General features: G+C 74.7%; 14 protein-coding genes and 1 tRNA gene. 5 read left to right on the top strand and 10 right to left on the bottom strand.

Annotated elements, in window-relative coordinates; all coding sequences use genetic code 11:
• Positions 1-67: 67 nt before the first annotated feature.
• The 3 genes from O2W16_RS16005 to O2W16_RS15995 form a co-directional block, all read right to left on the bottom strand.
• Positions 68-277: a dodecin gene (locus O2W16_RS16005; protein WP_269159804.1), complete on the bottom strand. Its 210-nt coding sequence runs from the start codon at positions 275-277 to the stop codon at positions 68-70.
• An 83-nt stretch (positions 278-360) separates the two neighbouring features.
• A tRNA-Thr gene (locus O2W16_RS16000) sits at positions 361-435 on the bottom strand.
• Positions 436-494: 59 nt separating this feature from the next.
• Positions 495-1,142 (bottom strand): hypothetical protein, encoded by a 648-nt coding sequence (locus tag O2W16_RS15995; protein WP_269159803.1) that lies wholly within the window; start codon positions 1,140-1,142, stop codon positions 495-497.
• A 241-nt stretch (positions 1,143-1,383) separates the two neighbouring features.
• Between O2W16_RS15995 and O2W16_RS15990 the strand changes: the two genes are divergently transcribed.
• Entirely contained in the window at positions 1,384-2,862 is a 1,479-nt protein-coding gene (locus tag O2W16_RS15990; protein WP_269159802.1) for a S1C family serine protease, read from the top strand.
• Between the two features lie 153 nt (positions 2,863-3,015).
• Complete coding sequence (locus O2W16_RS15985; RefSeq protein WP_269159801.1) at positions 3,016-4,296, top strand: DUF445 domain-containing protein; 1,281 nt, start codon at positions 3,016-3,018, stop codon at positions 4,294-4,296.
• A gap of 9 nt (positions 4,297-4,305) precedes the next feature.
• On the opposite strand, the gene O2W16_RS15980 is transcribed toward O2W16_RS15985, so the two are convergent.
• From O2W16_RS15980 to O2W16_RS15955, 6 genes are read right to left on the bottom strand one after another with little or no spacing between them, the layout of a single operon-like run.
• Positions 4,306-4,722 carry a cupin domain-containing protein gene (locus O2W16_RS15980; RefSeq protein ID WP_269159800.1) on the bottom strand — a complete coding sequence of 139 codons (417 nt, stop codon included), beginning with the start codon at positions 4,720-4,722 and terminating at the stop codon, positions 4,306-4,308.
• Positions 4,719-5,681, bottom strand: coding sequence for a 23S rRNA (guanosine(2251)-2'-O)-methyltransferase RlmB (gene rlmB, locus O2W16_RS15975; RefSeq protein WP_269159799.1), 963 nt, complete (start codon positions 5,679-5,681; stop codon positions 4,719-4,721). Before rlmB ends, O2W16_RS15980 begins: the two co-directional genes overlap by 4 nt.
• A complete protein-coding gene (cysS, locus tag O2W16_RS15970; protein ID WP_269159798.1) occupies positions 5,681-7,081 on the bottom strand; it encodes a cysteine--tRNA ligase in 1,401 nt (466 codons plus the stop codon). The genes rlmB and cysS overlap by 1 nt, the downstream gene beginning before the upstream one ends.
• Positions 7,078-7,587, bottom strand: a complete 510-nt coding sequence (gene ispF, locus O2W16_RS15965; protein WP_269159797.1) for a 2-C-methyl-D-erythritol 2,4-cyclodiphosphate synthase — start codon at positions 7,585-7,587, stop codon at positions 7,078-7,080. The genes cysS and ispF overlap by 4 nt, the downstream gene beginning before the upstream one ends.
• Positions 7,584-8,270, bottom strand: coding sequence for a 2-C-methyl-D-erythritol 4-phosphate cytidylyltransferase (ispD, locus tag O2W16_RS15960; RefSeq protein WP_269159796.1), 687 nt, complete (start codon positions 8,268-8,270; stop codon positions 7,584-7,586). The genes ispF and ispD overlap by 4 nt, the downstream gene beginning before the upstream one ends.
• A 38-nt stretch (positions 8,271-8,308) precedes the next feature.
• Positions 8,309-8,791 carry a CarD family transcriptional regulator gene (locus tag O2W16_RS15955; protein WP_166753741.1) on the bottom strand — a complete coding sequence of 161 codons (483 nt, stop codon included), beginning with the start codon at positions 8,789-8,791 and terminating at the stop codon, positions 8,309-8,311.
• Positions 8,792-8,921: 130 nt separating this feature from the next.
• Here O2W16_RS15955 and O2W16_RS15950 point away from each other — a divergent pair, with 130 nt between their 5' ends.
• Positions 8,922-9,782 (top strand): UbiA family prenyltransferase, encoded by an 861-nt coding sequence (locus O2W16_RS15950; RefSeq protein WP_269159795.1) that lies wholly within the window; start codon positions 8,922-8,924, stop codon positions 9,780-9,782.
• Between the two features lie 46 nt (positions 9,783-9,828).
• Here the strand turns inward: O2W16_RS15950 and O2W16_RS15945 are convergent, their stop codons facing one another.
• The gene (locus O2W16_RS15945) at positions 9,829-11,394 is read right to left on the bottom strand and encodes a cryptochrome/photolyase family protein (RefSeq protein ID WP_269159794.1); all 1,566 of its coding nucleotides are present in this window, start codon (positions 11,392-11,394) and stop codon (positions 9,829-9,831) included.
• Between the two features lie 102 nt (positions 11,395-11,496).
• Between O2W16_RS15945 and O2W16_RS15940 the strand changes: the two genes are divergently transcribed.
• Positions 11,497-12,153: a copper chaperone PCu(A)C gene (locus O2W16_RS15940; RefSeq protein ID WP_269159793.1), complete on the top strand. Its 657-nt coding sequence runs from the start codon at positions 11,497-11,499 to the stop codon at positions 12,151-12,153.
• Between the two features lie 47 nt (positions 12,154-12,200).
• Positions 12,201-13,568 (top strand): DNA repair protein RadA, encoded by a 1,368-nt coding sequence (gene radA / locus O2W16_RS15935; RefSeq protein ID WP_269159792.1) that lies wholly within the window; start codon positions 12,201-12,203, stop codon positions 13,566-13,568.
• The last annotated feature ends 102 nt before the right edge of the window (positions 13,569-13,670 follow it).

The following is a 13,670-nucleotide window of genomic DNA, read 5'->3' as shown; positions in this document are numbered from 1 at the left end:
CTGGAGTCACACCTACCGCTGCCGGCGCCAGCTCACCAGCTACGAGCCGGCCCCGCCATGCTCACAGTCAGTCCTCGACGCGGAAGCCGATCTTCATCGTCACCTGGAAGTGGGCGACCTCGCCGTCGACGACGTGCCCGCGGATCTCCTGGGTCTGGAACCACTCGATGTTGCGCACCGTCTCCGACGCCTTGCGCACGGCCGTGCGGATGGCGTCGTCCACGCTGGTGGTGGAGCTGCCGACGATCTCGCTCAGCCGGTACACGTGGTCGCTCACGACGGGACTCCTCGACGCCGGCTGCCCGGGCGGCAGCGCTCGGTCTCGACCCTGGCACGGCCGGACGTGACCCGCGAGCGGGGTGGAGCCCCATGTCCGGATTGAACGGACGACCTTCCGCTTACAAGGCGGGTGCTCTACCACTGAGCTAATGGGGCGACCCGGAGGAGGTTACCGGGGCCGGACGGGTTCGCCGGAGACCCGGCGGCCGGTCGGGTCAGGCTGCGTCGTAGCCGGCCGTGGGGTCACCGGAGACGTACTGCGCCGGGTCGCTGTCGACGGTCGCCCCGGCGGCGAGCCAGCGGGCGAAGCCCTCGGGGTCGCGGCGCTCCAGCTCGTCCAGGGCCTCCTGCCGGCGGTGCACCAGCTGCTGCCGGGCCACCGGCTCGCGGGTCTCGGCCAGCGCCGCCGACGTGCGCACCCACTCCCGGCCCAGCGCCGGCACAGACAGCGCCCGCACCCAGCCGTCGTCCGTGGTCAGTGGCAGCACGACAGCTGGTGCGCCCCGCCGGTCGGCCCGGACCGACCGCACCGCCCACCGGACCAGCACGGCCAGCAGCCCGATCGCCACGAGCAGCACCGTGATGGCGCCGCCCGCCACCACGGCACAGCCGCTGAGCAGGAGCAGCACGGCCACGGTGGCCACGGCGCTGCGCCAGGCGGCGTCGAGTGCCGCCTGCCCCGGGTCCCGGACTGCCGCGTCCCGGGCGATGCCCGCACCGAGGCAGGCCGCGACGGCCGCGGCCAGCGCCACGGCGATCAGGCCGGGCAGCCCGAGCGACACCCCGCCGATCGCCGCCAGTGCTCCACCGAACAGCACGAGCAGGCCCAGGGCGGAGCGGGTGAGCAGGGCACGGAGGGGCACCGGTGGCCTCCAGGGAGCAGGCGGTGGGCAGAGCTGGCCCTCCCTTTCCCCGTGTCGTGCTTGATCACCCCTGCCGAGGTGGCGAGGCGACGACCGCACGGTCCGGACGGCGGTCGCCCGCCGCCCGAACGGATCTGCGGCACCCAGGGAACTCACAGCTCGCCACCAGTCTCGAGCCAGTCCGGGGGAGCACAGTGGAGTCTGCGCGGCGGGGAGGTCCTGCCGTGAGGAGGGACTTCCCGTGAGTGAGCAGAACCGTCCGGCCGACGAGACGGGCCACGGCACCGACCGCAGTGCCGGTTCCGGCTGGGCGCCACAGCAGAGCCGCCCGGCGTCCGCCCCCCAGACCACCGGCTCCGAGCAGCCGATGAACGCACCGACCGAGCAGTTCCCGACCGCGCAGCAGCCGTCGGCCACCCAGCCGGTGCCCGGCCCGGCCACGGCCCACCAGCCGTGGCCGCCGACCGGCTACGGCACCCCCGGGTACCAGCGCGCCACCGGGGCGGGTGCGCCGGCCGGTGCCGTGCCCCCCGCCTTCCAGACCCCGGCCTTCCCGCAGCCGGTCTACGGCCCGCAGCCCTTCCCGGCCGCGACCGCGCCGTTCCAGCCGGCGCGGCGGACCGGGCGCTGGCGGCTGGGCGTGGCCGGTCTGGTCGCCGGTGCGCTGATCGGTGGCGGCGCCGGCGCCGGCGTGGTCGCGCTGAGCGACGTGGACACCGTGGTCAGCGCCAGCGGGACGACCACGCAGCCGGTCGTCATCGAGGACGCCGAGCGGGCCACCAGCACGACGGCCGCCGCCGCCGCGGCAGCCCCCAGCGTCGTCACCCTCTACGTGAGCGCCGCCGCGGGCTCGGGGTCGGGCTCCGGCGTCGTCCTGTCCGAGGACGGCTACGTGCTCACCAACAACCACGTGGTCAGCCTGAACAACGGCACCGACGACGTGACCGTGCAGGTGCGCACCTCCGCCGGGACCGTCTACGACGCCACCGTCGTCGGCACCGACCCGAGCAACGACCTCGCCGTGGTCAAGCTGTCGGACGCCGCCGGGCTGACCGCGGCGGTCTTCGCCGACTCCGAGGCGGTCCAGGTCGGTGACCTTGCGGTCGCCATCGGTGCGCCGCTGGGCCTGACCAACACGGTCACCGACGGGATCATCAGCGCCACCAACCGGGCCGTGCAGGCCGGGTCGACGCAGGACGAGAGCACGGTGATCGACGCCCTGCAGACCGACGCGGCCATCAACCCGGGCAACTCCGGCGGTGCGCTGGTCAACGCCGACGGGGAGGTCGTCGGCATCAACACCGCGATCGCCTCGGTCGCCAGCACCGGCCTGCCCGGTCAGGAGACGACCAGCGGGAACATCGGCGTCGGCTTCGCCATCCCGTCGAACACCGCGCAGCGGATCGCCGAGCAGATCATCGACACCGGCTCGGCCACGCACGCCCTGCTCGGGGTGAGCGCCCGCACCGCGGCCGACTCCGGTTCCGCCGTGGGCGAGGGCGCCCTGGTGGCCACGGTCTCCGACGGCTCTGCCGCCGACGAGGCCGGCCTGCAGGCCGGCGACGTGATCACCGCGGTGGGCGACCGGCCGATCACGACCTCCACCGAGCTGACCGCCGCGATCCGCAGCGCCCAGCCCGGCGACGAGATCACGCTGACCGTCCGCCGCGACGGGGACAGCTCCGAGGTCGACGTCACCCTGGACGAGACCTCGAACTGAGGCCGGCCCTCTCTGCCCTCCCCCGCGAGCTCGGGTCGGGGGCAGAGGGCCACCTCCTCCGACCGACGACCCCGGAGCCGAGCCCCCCTCGGCCCCGGGGTCGTCGCACGTCCGCAGGAGGGCTCCCCCGACCCGACGCCTAGGCTCGGACGGGTGCCGGGACCCCAGCTGACCACCCCGCTGGTGGAGTCGCTCGACGACCCCCAGCGCGCCCGCGACCTGGCGAAGATGAAGCGGCTGGCCACCGGGCTGTTCCTGCTCGCGGCCCTGGTCTTCCTGGTCTGCGTGCTGCTGGGCGAGGAGACCGGCACCTGGGTCGGGTACGTGCGGGCCACCGCGGAGGCGTCGATGGTCGGGGCGCTGGCCGACTGGTTCGCCGTCACCGCGCTGTTCCGGCACCCGTTGCGGCTGCCGATCCCGCACACCGCGATCATCCCGCGCAAGAAGGACCAGATCGGCACGAGCCTGGGCACCTTCGTGCGGGAGAACTTCCTGACCCGGGCGGTCGTCGACGAACGGCTGGCCACCGTCGACGTCCCCGGCCGGCTGGGCGCCTTCCTGGCCTCCCCCGGTCGCGCCGAGCGGCTCGCCGGCGACGCCGGCGCCGCCCTCGGCGGACTGACCGACCTGCTGAAGGACGACGAGCTGCAGCCCGCCGTCGCCGCCCTGGTCGACCGGAAGCTCCGCGAGACCCCCGCTGCCCCCGCCGTGGCCCGGGGCATCGAGCTCGTCATCGACGGCGACCGGCACCAGGAGGTGCTCTCCGCGGCGCTCACCGGGCTGGCGAACTTCCTGGCCGACAACCGGCTGGTGTTCCGCACCCGGCTCGGCGACGCCTCCCCCGTCTGGGTGCCCGACTGGGTCGACGACCGGGTGTTCGACCGGGTGTTCGACCTGCTCCAGGGCTTCCTCGCCGAGGTGGGCGAGGACTCCCGGCACGAGCTGCGCCGCAGCTACGACAAGCGGCTGCGGGCCTACGTGCACACGCTGCGCACCGACCCCGAGGCCGCGGCCCGGGTCGAGCGGTTCAAGGAGGAGCTGCTGGACCACCCGGCCGTGCGCACCTGGTCGGGCTCGCTGTGGACCACCGCGAAGAACGCCGTCATCACCGCCGCAGCCGACCCGGACTCCGAGCTGCGAGCGCGGGTGGTCGGGCTGATCCGGTCCGGCGCGGAGCTGCTGCAGAGCGACCCGACCATCCGCGAACTGGTGCAGCGGCAGACCCAGCGGGCTGCCGGGTACGCCGTCGAGCGGTTCTCCGGCGACGTCGCCGACCTGGTGGGCACCACGGTGGCCCGCTGGGACACCGAGGAGACCAGCCGGCGGATCGAGCTCCAGGTCGGGCGTGACCTGCAGTGGATCCGGGTGAACGGCACGGTCGTGGGCGGCCTGGCCGGCCTGGTCATCTACACCGTCGCCCAGCTGCTGGGCTGAGTCGGCCGCTCACCCCAGCTGGAAGCCGCTCCACCGGAACCCCGGGGACACCACGCAGCTGACCAGCACCTCGGTGCTCACCGGCAGGGTGCACTGCCACCGCCCGGCAGGCACCAGCACCTGGACCAGCTCCGGCCCCAGGGTCACCGCCGTCGCGACGTCGGCGTCCGGGGCGTCGGAGAGCTGCAGCGTGAGCTCTTCCGGCCCGTGCCACAGCCAGAGCTCGTCGGCGTCGACCCGGTGCCAGGCGGAGTGCTCCCCCTCGGCCAGCAGGAAGACGATCGCCGTCGCCGCCGGCCGGTCGCCGGCGACGGCGGGGGACGTCCAGGTGCGCCGGTACCAGCCGCCCTCCGGGTGCGGCTCGAGCCCGAGCCGCACCGCCGTCGCCGGCCGGTCCTGCGCAGCAGGCCCGGCCGGTCCGGTCACCGGCGGGCGGAAGCCGCGGCGTAGAGGGCGATCCCGGCCGCGACGCTGACGTTCAGCGACTCGGTGTCCTTGGTGATCGGGATGGACAGGACGACGTCGCAACGCTCGCGGACCAGTCGGGACAGCCCGGCGCCCTCGGCCCCGACGACCAGAGCGATCGGGTCGGCGAAGCCGTCGTAGGAGTGGATGTCCATGTCGCCGTCGGCAGCCAGGCCGACGGTCTGCAGGCCCGCCTCCTGGTAGGAGGCCAGGCTGCGGCCCAGGTTGACGGCTCGGGCCACCCGCAGCCGGGCCGCCGCGCCGGCGCTGGTACGCCAGGCCGAGCCGGTCATGCCCACCGCGCGGCGCTCGGGGACGACGAGACCGTGCGCGTCGAAGGCCGCGGCCGAGCGGATGACCGCGCCCAGGTTGCGCGGGTCGGTGACGCCGTCCAGCGCCACGATCAGCGGCGGGCGGCCGGAGTTGCGGGCGATGTCGAGCAGGTCGTCGGGGTGCGCGTAGTCGTAGGGCGGCACCATCAGGCCGATGCCCTGGTGCAGCGCGTGGTCGCTCATCCGGTCGAACTCGGCCTTGCCCACCTCGAGCAGCGGCAGCCCACGGTCGGCAGCCAGCTGCACGGACTCGGCGATCCGCTCGTCGGTCCCGCCGCGGCTCGTGTCACCGGTGACGACGTAGAGCGCCGTCGCCGGGATGTTGGCGCGCAGCGCCTCCAGCACCGGGTTGCGGCCCAGCAGCAGCTCGGGGGCCTCGGCGTTGCGCCGCTGCACCCGCTGCCGGTTGTCCTGACGGGCCGCGGCGGCCTTCGCCGCCTTGTACGCCGGGTGGTGCGGCCGCTCCGTGGCCTTCGGGGTGGCGCCCCGGCCGGCGAGCGAGCGGCGGTTCTTGCCACCCGTCCCAGCGGTGGCGGTCTTCTTGCCTGCGCCGGCCGAGCGGCCGCGGCGTTGACTGTTGCCGGCCATCAGGTCAGCTCCCATCGTGTGCCCTGGGGGGTGTCCTCGACCTGCACGCCCAGGGCGCCGAGCTGGTTCCGGATCGCGTCAGCTGACGCGTAGTCCTTGCGGGCCCGGGCCGCGGTGCGCTGCTCCAGCGCGAGCGCGACCAGGCCGTCGGTGGCCTCCACCAGGCGGCGGTCGCCGCCGGCGTCGGCCCACTGCGGGTCGAGCGGGTCGAGGCCGAGCACGCCGAGCATCTCCCGGACCGCGCCCAGCGCGGCGGCGAGCGCCTCGTGGTCGTCGGCGGCCAGCGCGCTGTTGCCCTGGGTGACGACCTCGTGGACCACCGCGACGGCGGCCGGCGTGCTCAGGTCGTCGTCCAGGGCGGCGGTGAACTCGGCGGGCAGCACCGGCTTGCCGGCGTCGGCGCCCACCACCTCGGCCGCACGCCGGACGAAGGACTCCAGCCGCCGGTAGGCGACCCCGGCCTCCTCCAGCGCGGCCTCGGTGAACTCGATCGTGCTGCGGTAGTGCGGGGCCGCCAGGTAGTAGCGCAGCTCCACCGGGCGCACGCGCTGGACGACCTCGTCGACCAGGGCGGTGTTGCCCAGGGACTTGCTCATCTTCTCGCCGCCCATGGTGACCCAGCCGTTGTGCAGCCAGTACCGGGCGAACCCGTCACCGGCGGCCTGCGACTGGGCCCGCTCGTTCTCGTGGTGCGGGAAGCGGAGGTCGAGCCCACCTCCGTGGACGTCGAACTCGGCACCCAGGTACTTCTCGGCCATCGCCGAGCACTCCAGGTGCCAGCCGGGGCGCCCGCGCCCCCACGGGGTGGGCCAGGACGCGGTGGCGGGGTCGCCGTCCTTGGCGGACTTCCACAGCGCGAAGTCCCGGGGGTCGCGCTTGCGCTCGTCGGTCTCGGTGTCCGCCGCCGGCTGCAGGTCGCCCAGCTTCTGGCCGGTCAGCTCGCCGTACCCGGGGAAGGACCGGACGTCGAAGTAGACGTCGCCGTCGACGTCGTAGGCGTGCCCGCCGGCGATCAGCCGCTCGATCAGCTCCACCATCTCCGGCACGTGGCCGGTGGCCCGCGGCTCGTAGGTGGGCGGCAGCGTGCCCAGCACCTCGTACGCGCGGGTGGCGGCGCGTTCGTTCTCGTACGCCCAGGCCCACCAGGGGACGCCGGCGGCTGCGGCCTTGGTGAGGATCTTGTCGTCGACGTCGGTGACGTTGCGGACGTAGATCACCTCGTCGCCCTGGTGCAGCAGCCAGCGGCGCAGCACGTCGAAGGCGATCGCGAACCGGACGTGGCCGATGTGCGGCGGGCCCTGCACGGTCAGCCCGCAGACGTACATGGAGACCTGTCCTGCACGCAGGGGCGTGAAGTCGCGCACGGCACGGGCGGCCGTGTCGTACAGGCGGAGGCTCACCGGGTCGATCCTACGGGCGCGGCGGACGTGCTCCGGACCACCAGCGCCGTGGCCACCGCCGCCCGGCCCTCGCCGCGCCCGGTGAGCCCCAGCCCGTCGGTCGTGGTGGCGGTGACGCTGACCGGCGCACCGAGGGCCGCCGACAGCACCGCCTCCGCCTCTGCCCGGCGGGGACCGACCTTGGGGGTTGTGCCGATCATCTGCACCGAGACGTTGCCGACCTGCCAGCCGGCCGCGGTGAGCACCTCGCGGACGTGCTCCAGCACGGCGGCGCCACGGGCGCCGGCCCAGCGGGGGTCGTCGGTGCCCAGCAGCCCACCGATGTCGCCGAGGCCCGCGGCCGACAGCACGGCGTCGGTCACGGCGTGGGCGACGACGTCGCCGTCGGAGTGCCCGGCGCAGCCGTCGACGCCCGGCCACTCCAGCCCGGCCAGCCAGCACGGGCGGCCGGCCTCGATGGGGTGGACGTCGGTGCCGATGCCGACGCGGGGCAGTTCGGGGCTCATCGGGGCCGCTCGGTCTGCAGCTCGGCCATCCGCAGGTCGTGCGCGACGGTGATCTTGGCGGCGCGCTCGTCGCCGGCCACGGTCTGCACCGGGATCCCGGCGGCCCGGACCACCGAGGCGTCGTCGGTGAACTCGGCCGCGGTGCCGTGCGCGTGGGCGTAGGCGGCCATCAGGGTGGCCCGTTCGAAGCCCTGCGGGGTCTGCACCCGGCGCAGCGGGGCGCGGGGGACGTCCGCGGTCACCACGCCGTCGGCGTCGACGACCACGGTGGTGTCGACGACGGGCAGCACCGGGACGACGGCGCGGGCGCCGCCGGCGAGGGCGGCCAGCACCCGGGCGACGACGTCGGGCGGGGTCAGCGGCCGCGCCGCGTCGTGGACCAGCACCGCGGTGCGCTCCTGGTCCGAGGCGTGCTCACGGGCGGTGGCGAGGGCCGCACGGACCGACGCCGTGCGCGTGTCCCCGCCGACGACGACGTGCACGTCACCGGGGAGCACGGCGGTGAAGGCCGCCTGCTGCGACGCCGGGACGGCGACCACCACCTGCTCGACCCCGCCGGCACGCAGCGACTCGACCGCCCAGCAGACCAGCGGCCGGCCACCGAGGGGCACCAGGGCCTTGGGCAGTTCTGCCCCCAGACGCAGACCACTCCCGGCCGCTGCGACGATGCCGACAGCGTGCACGGGAGTGGTCTGGGTGTCTCTGGGGTGGAGCTGGGCGGTCAGGAAGCCAGGACCTCGTCGAGGAGGACCTCGGCCTTGTCCTCGTTGGTGCCCTCGGCGAGCGCGAGCTCGCTGACCAGGATCTGCCGTGCCTTCGAGAGCATGCGCTTCTCGCCGGCGGACAGGCCACGGTCCTTGTCACGACGCCAGAGGTCGCGCACGACCTCGGCGACCTTGTTCACGTCGCCCGAGGCCAGCTTCTCGAGGTTGGCCTTGTAGCGCCGCGACCAGTTGGTCGGCTCCTCGGTGTGCGGCGCGCGCAGCACCTCGAAGACCTTGTTCAGGCCGTCCTGGCCGACGACGTCGCGGACGCCCACGATCTCGGCGTTGTCGGCCGGCACGCGGACGGTCAGGTCGCCCTGGGCGACCTTGAGCACGAGGTACGACTTCTCGACGCCCTTGATGGTGCGCTGCTCGATCGCCTCGATGAGCGCCGCGCCGTGGTGCGGGTAGACAACGGTCTCGCCAACAGTGAAGCCCATGTGTATGTGACCCCTTTCGCTCACCCCAGGTTAGCACGGAAGAATGCCCCTCGGCTCGGCAGAGTCCGACAAAAGTGCAGGTCAGCGGCGTGATCGAGCCCGACATGGGGTTGACAGGGGGGTGGTCGGTGTGCAGTCCGACGGCGTCGGACACCGCTCCGGCCCCTTCGCGACCGCCGCGGCGATGGCCCGCGCGACCCACCTGGAGCCGACCCTGGCGGTCACCACCGTCGCCGTCCTGCTCGCCGTCACCGCCGGCGTCCCGGCCGGGCGGACCGCGCTGGTCGGGGTCGCGGTGCTGGCCGGGCAGGCATCGATCGGGTGGTGCAACGACTGGCTGGACGCCGACCGCGACCGGGCGGTCGGCCGGACCGACAAGCCCGTCGTCCAGGGGGTGGTCAGCCCGACGCTGCTCGGCCGGGCGACGGCCGTCGCCGTCGTCGTCGCGGTCGGCACGTCCCTGGCCCTCGGCCTCGTGCCGGGTCTGCTGCTGCTCGTGCTGGTCGCCAGCGGGCTGGCCTACGACGCCGGCCTCAAGCGCACCGCGCTGTCCCCGCTCCCCTACCTGACCGGCTTCGGCGCACTCCCCGCCGGCGTGGTCGCCGCGGCGCCGGGCAGCCCCGGTGCACCGTGGTGGCTGATCGCGGCCGGGGCCGCGCTCGGCGGTGCGGCGCACGTCGCCAACGTCGCGCCCGACGTCGAAGACGACCTCGCCACGGGGGTCCGCGGGCTGCCCCATCGGGTCGGCGCGGTGCCCTCCGCGGTCACCGGCGCCGTCCTGCTCGGTGCCGCCACCCTGCTGCTCGTGCTCGGGCCACCCGGCCCACCCGGCCTGCTCGGCCTGCTGGCCTGCGCGTTCGCCGCCCCGACCGTGGTCGTCGCCGCGCTCGCCGGCAGTCGGCGCGGCCGCCGGCTCGCCTTCCCGGCGGTGCTGCTGCTGACCGTGCTGGACGTCGCCCTGCTGCTGGCCGGCGGTGCGGCGATCACCTGAGGACGCCCCCTCCCGCCCCTGGCCGGCCGCGGCCGGAGGGCCGCCGTCAGCGGGGGTCGGTGCCCCGGTCGCGTTCCTGCTCGACGACGGCCTCGAGGTCCGTGAGCCGCCCCAGCCCGGCCAGTGGCTGGCGCATCCGCCGGTTGTCGGCCAGCCGCTCCCGGTTGCGCTCCAGGAAGGCCCAGTAGCCGGCGGTGAACGGGCACGCCGTGGGGCCCAGCCGCTTCTTCGGGTCGTACCGGCAGCCACCGCAGTAGTCGCTCATCCGGTGGATGTAGGCGCCACCCGCGGCGTAGGGCTTGGTCGCCAGCACACCGCCGTCGGCGTGCTGGCTCATCCCGACGACGTTGGCGACCATCACCCAGTCGTAGCCGTCGACGAAGACCCGGTGGAACCAGTCGGTCATCGCCAGTGGCTCGATCCCGCGCTGGAGCGCGTAGTTGCCCAGCACCATCAGCCGCGGGATGTGGTGCACCCAGCCGCGGCCCCGCACGTCGGCGAGCACGGAGGACAGGCAGTTGGCCCCCACCGCCTCGGCCTCCAGCTCAGCCAGCCAGGGCGGCACCTCCTCGTGCGCGGCCAGCGCGTTGCCGTGCCGGTAGTCCCGCCCCAGCTGCCAGTACAGGTGCCAGATCCAGTCCCGCCAGCCCATCACCTGCCGGACGAACCCCTCGACCGAGTTCAGCGGCAACGGGTCACCGGCCGCCACCGAGTCCCGGTACGCCCGGTCGGCCCGGGCGACGACGTCCGAGGGGTCGACCAGCCCGAGGTTCAGCGACGCCGACAGCATCGAGTGCGCCAGCCACGGGTCCCCGGCCAGCATCGCGTCCTCGTGCGGACCGAAGGCGCGCAGCCGGTGGGTGAGGAAGTCCGCGAGCCGCTCCTCGGTCTCGGCGTGCGTGACCGGGAACAGCCGCGGGCCGTCGTCCCCGACGAACGCCACGTCGCCGTCGGCCGCCCAACGGTCCAGGTCGGCGCGCACCTGCTCGTCGATCTCGTCCTCGACGGGCAGCCACGGGGGCGGGACGCCCACCCGCCCGTCAGCCGGCGCCGGCTCGCGGTTCTCGTGGTCGAGGTTCCAGGTGCCACCGACCGGCTCCGCGCCGTCCATCAGGACGTCGTGCACCCGCCGGGCCACGCGGTAGAAGTCGTCCATCAGCAGGCGCTGCCGCGAACGGCCCGCCGCCCAGCGTCGGAAGTCCGCCTGCCGGGTCACGAAGCCGCGGGCCTCGAGCACGGTCACCTCGGGACGGCGCAACACGAGGTCGCGCGCCGGCCAGGTGGTCGGCGCGCACACCGACAGGCGCCCCTGGACCTGGTCCAGCGCCTCGGTGTAGGTGTCGGTCTGCAGGAAGACGGCCTGCCCGCCGAGCTCGGCCGCACGGTGCCGGAGGGCGGACAGCAGCAGGTGCGCCTTCTGCCGGTGGAACCGGCGGCGGCGGAAGACGCTGCGCGACTCGACCAGCAGCACGGGCTGGTCCGGCGCGTCGAGGAAGTGCGGCCCGAGCTGGTCGGCGAAGCACCAGCGGCGACTGCCGGGGTCCTGAGCTGGGAAGTCGGCGAGCGCGGGGTCGCCGGCCCCCGGCAGGTCGTCCCCAGCACGTGCCGCCACGGCCCTCACCTCCCAGCGCACATCATCGGCCGACCGTTAGGCTCACTGCGACTCGTGCCACCGGCGTCCTCGGTGGCCGGCACGTCTCTGGAGGTCGACGCTGTGAACCGCGCACCGCGCGCTGCCGTGATGGGTGTCCTGCTGCTCACCCCGATCGCGCTCACCGCCTGCAGCGCCGGGCAGGTCACGCAGACCTCGACCCAGGAGCCGAACGTGGGCAACCAGGCCGACCTGGAGGACCTGCAGCTGCGGGCCCTGACCCTGCCGTACCCGACGGGCGGGCAGTACGCCAGCGGGAGCGACGCCCGGCTGGTCGGCGCCGTCTCCAGCACGGGCCTCGAGGGGGACACCCTCGTGTCGATCGAGGGCGATGCGTTCGACAGCGTCGAGGTCGTCGACCCCGACGCCGCCGAGCTGGCGGCCGACGGCAGCGCGTCGGAGGACCTGGACCTCACGATCCCGCCCAACGGCGTCCTCTACCTGAGCAGCGGCAACGGCCCCACGGTCGCGCTGGTGGACCTCGCCGAGACGATCGGCGCCGGGGAGTCCATCGACGTCACCTTCACGTTCGAGGAGGCCGGGGAGGTCACCATCCCGGTGCCCGTCGGCGTGCCCACCCGTGACCTGCCCCGCGGTGAGGGCTTCGACTTCCACGGCGAAGAGGGCGGCCACGGCGGAGAGGGCGGCGAAGAGGGCGGCGAAGAGCAGCTCCCCGGGGACGAGGCGGGCGAGGACGAGTCGGCCGACGGCGAGGGCTGAGCCACACCTCGACCCGGACTGTCGTACCCCGCCGTCACCATGACGGCGTGCCAGCATCCGGTGTGAAGTCCACCCGCCCCGCCCACCGTTGCACCGAGTGCGGCTACACCTCCGCGAAGTGGGTCGGGCGCTGCCCGGAGTGCCAGGCCTGGGGCAGCGTGCAGGAGGTTGGCGCCATCGGCTCGCCGTTGCGCGCCGTCTCCGCCGGCCCGGTCAGCGCCAAGGCGCTCCCGATCGGCCAGGTGCAGCTCGCCGGCGCCCGGGCCGTACCCACCGGGATCACCGAGTTCGACCGGGTCCTCGGCGGCGGCCTGGTGCCGGGCGCCGTGCTGCTCGTGGCCGGCGAGCCCGGCGTCGGCAAGTCCACCCTGCTCCTGGAGGTCGCCCACCGGGTGGCCGCGGCCAACGGCCCGACGCTGGTCGTCTCCGGCGAGGAGTCCGCGGCACAGGTCCGGCTGCGGGCCGAGCGGATCGGCGCCCTGCACGACCAGCTCTACCTCGCCGCCGAGACCGAGCTGTCCGCGGTGCTCGCCCACGTGGAGGACGTGTCCCCCACCCTGCTCGTGCTCGACAGCGTGCAGACCGTCCGGTCACCCGCCGTCGACGGCACCGACGGCGGGGCCACCCAGGTGCGCGCCGTGGCCAGCGCCCTCAGCGCGGTGGCCAGGAACCGGAACATGACCACCATCCTGGTCGGCCACGTCACCAAGGACGGCGCGATCGCCGGGCCGCGGGCGCTGGAGCACCTGGTCGACGTGGTGATCTCCTTCGACGGCGAGCGCCACTCGACACTGCGCCTGGTCCGGGCCACCAAGAACCGCTTCGGCCCGGCCGACGAGATCGGCTGCTTCGAGATCGGCGACGGCGGCGTCGTCGGCGTCCCCGATCCCTCGCACCTGTTCGTCTCCCGCCGGTCCGCGCCGGTGCCGGGCAGCTGCGTGACGGTGACGATGGAGGGCAGCCGGCCGCTGCTCGCCGAGGTGCAGGCCCTCGTGGCGACCGCCGGCGGGGGCGGCTCGCCGCGCCGCGCGGTCAGCGGGCTGGACTCCCAGCGGGTCGCCATGATCAACGCCGTGGTCGAGCGCCGCGGTGGGGTCCGGCTTGCCGACGCCGACGTCTTCGCCGCCTCCGTCGGCGGCGTCCGGATCGCCGAGCCCGCCGCCGACCTGGCGCTGGCCCTGGCGATCGCCTCGGCCTCGAAGGACCGGCCGCTGCCCGCCGGCCTGGTCGCGATCGGCGAGGTCGGGCTGTCCGGGGAGATCCGACGGGTGGGGGGCACCGGGCGGCGGCTGGCCGAGGCTGCCCGCCAGGGGTACACCGCCGCGCTCGTGCCCGAGGACTCCGGCCCCGCACCGAAGGGGATCCGGCTGATCGAGGTGCCCGACCTGGGAGGCGCCTTCGCCCGGCTGTGGTGACCCGGCTGTGGTGACACAGTGCGACCGCCACCAGGGCGAACGCCCTGACGGGGGACCCGTGGTGACCGCTCCCCTCCCTCCGACCCGTAGAATCGGCCGCTG

Source organism: Modestobacter sp. VKM Ac-2984 (genome assembly GCF_026967985.1).
Classification (GTDB): domain Bacteria; phylum Actinomycetota; class Actinomycetes; order Mycobacteriales; family Geodermatophilaceae; genus Modestobacter.
This window is presented reverse-complemented; position numbering and strand designations above follow the sequence as displayed.

Bases quoted from the DNA above. Each gene is read 5' to 3' on its own strand.
- ispF (WP_269159797.1), bottom strand. From the start codon at position 7,587: ATGAGCCCCGAACTGCCCCGCGTCGGCATCGGCACCGACGTCCACCCC.
- O2W16_RS15955 (WP_166753741.1), bottom strand. From the start codon at position 8,791: ATGGGCTTCACTGTTGGCGAGACCGTTGTCTACCCGCACCACGGCGCG.
- rlmB (WP_269159799.1), bottom strand. From the start codon at position 5,681: ATGGCCGGCAACAGTCAACGCCGCGGCCGCTCGGCCGGCGCAGGCAAG.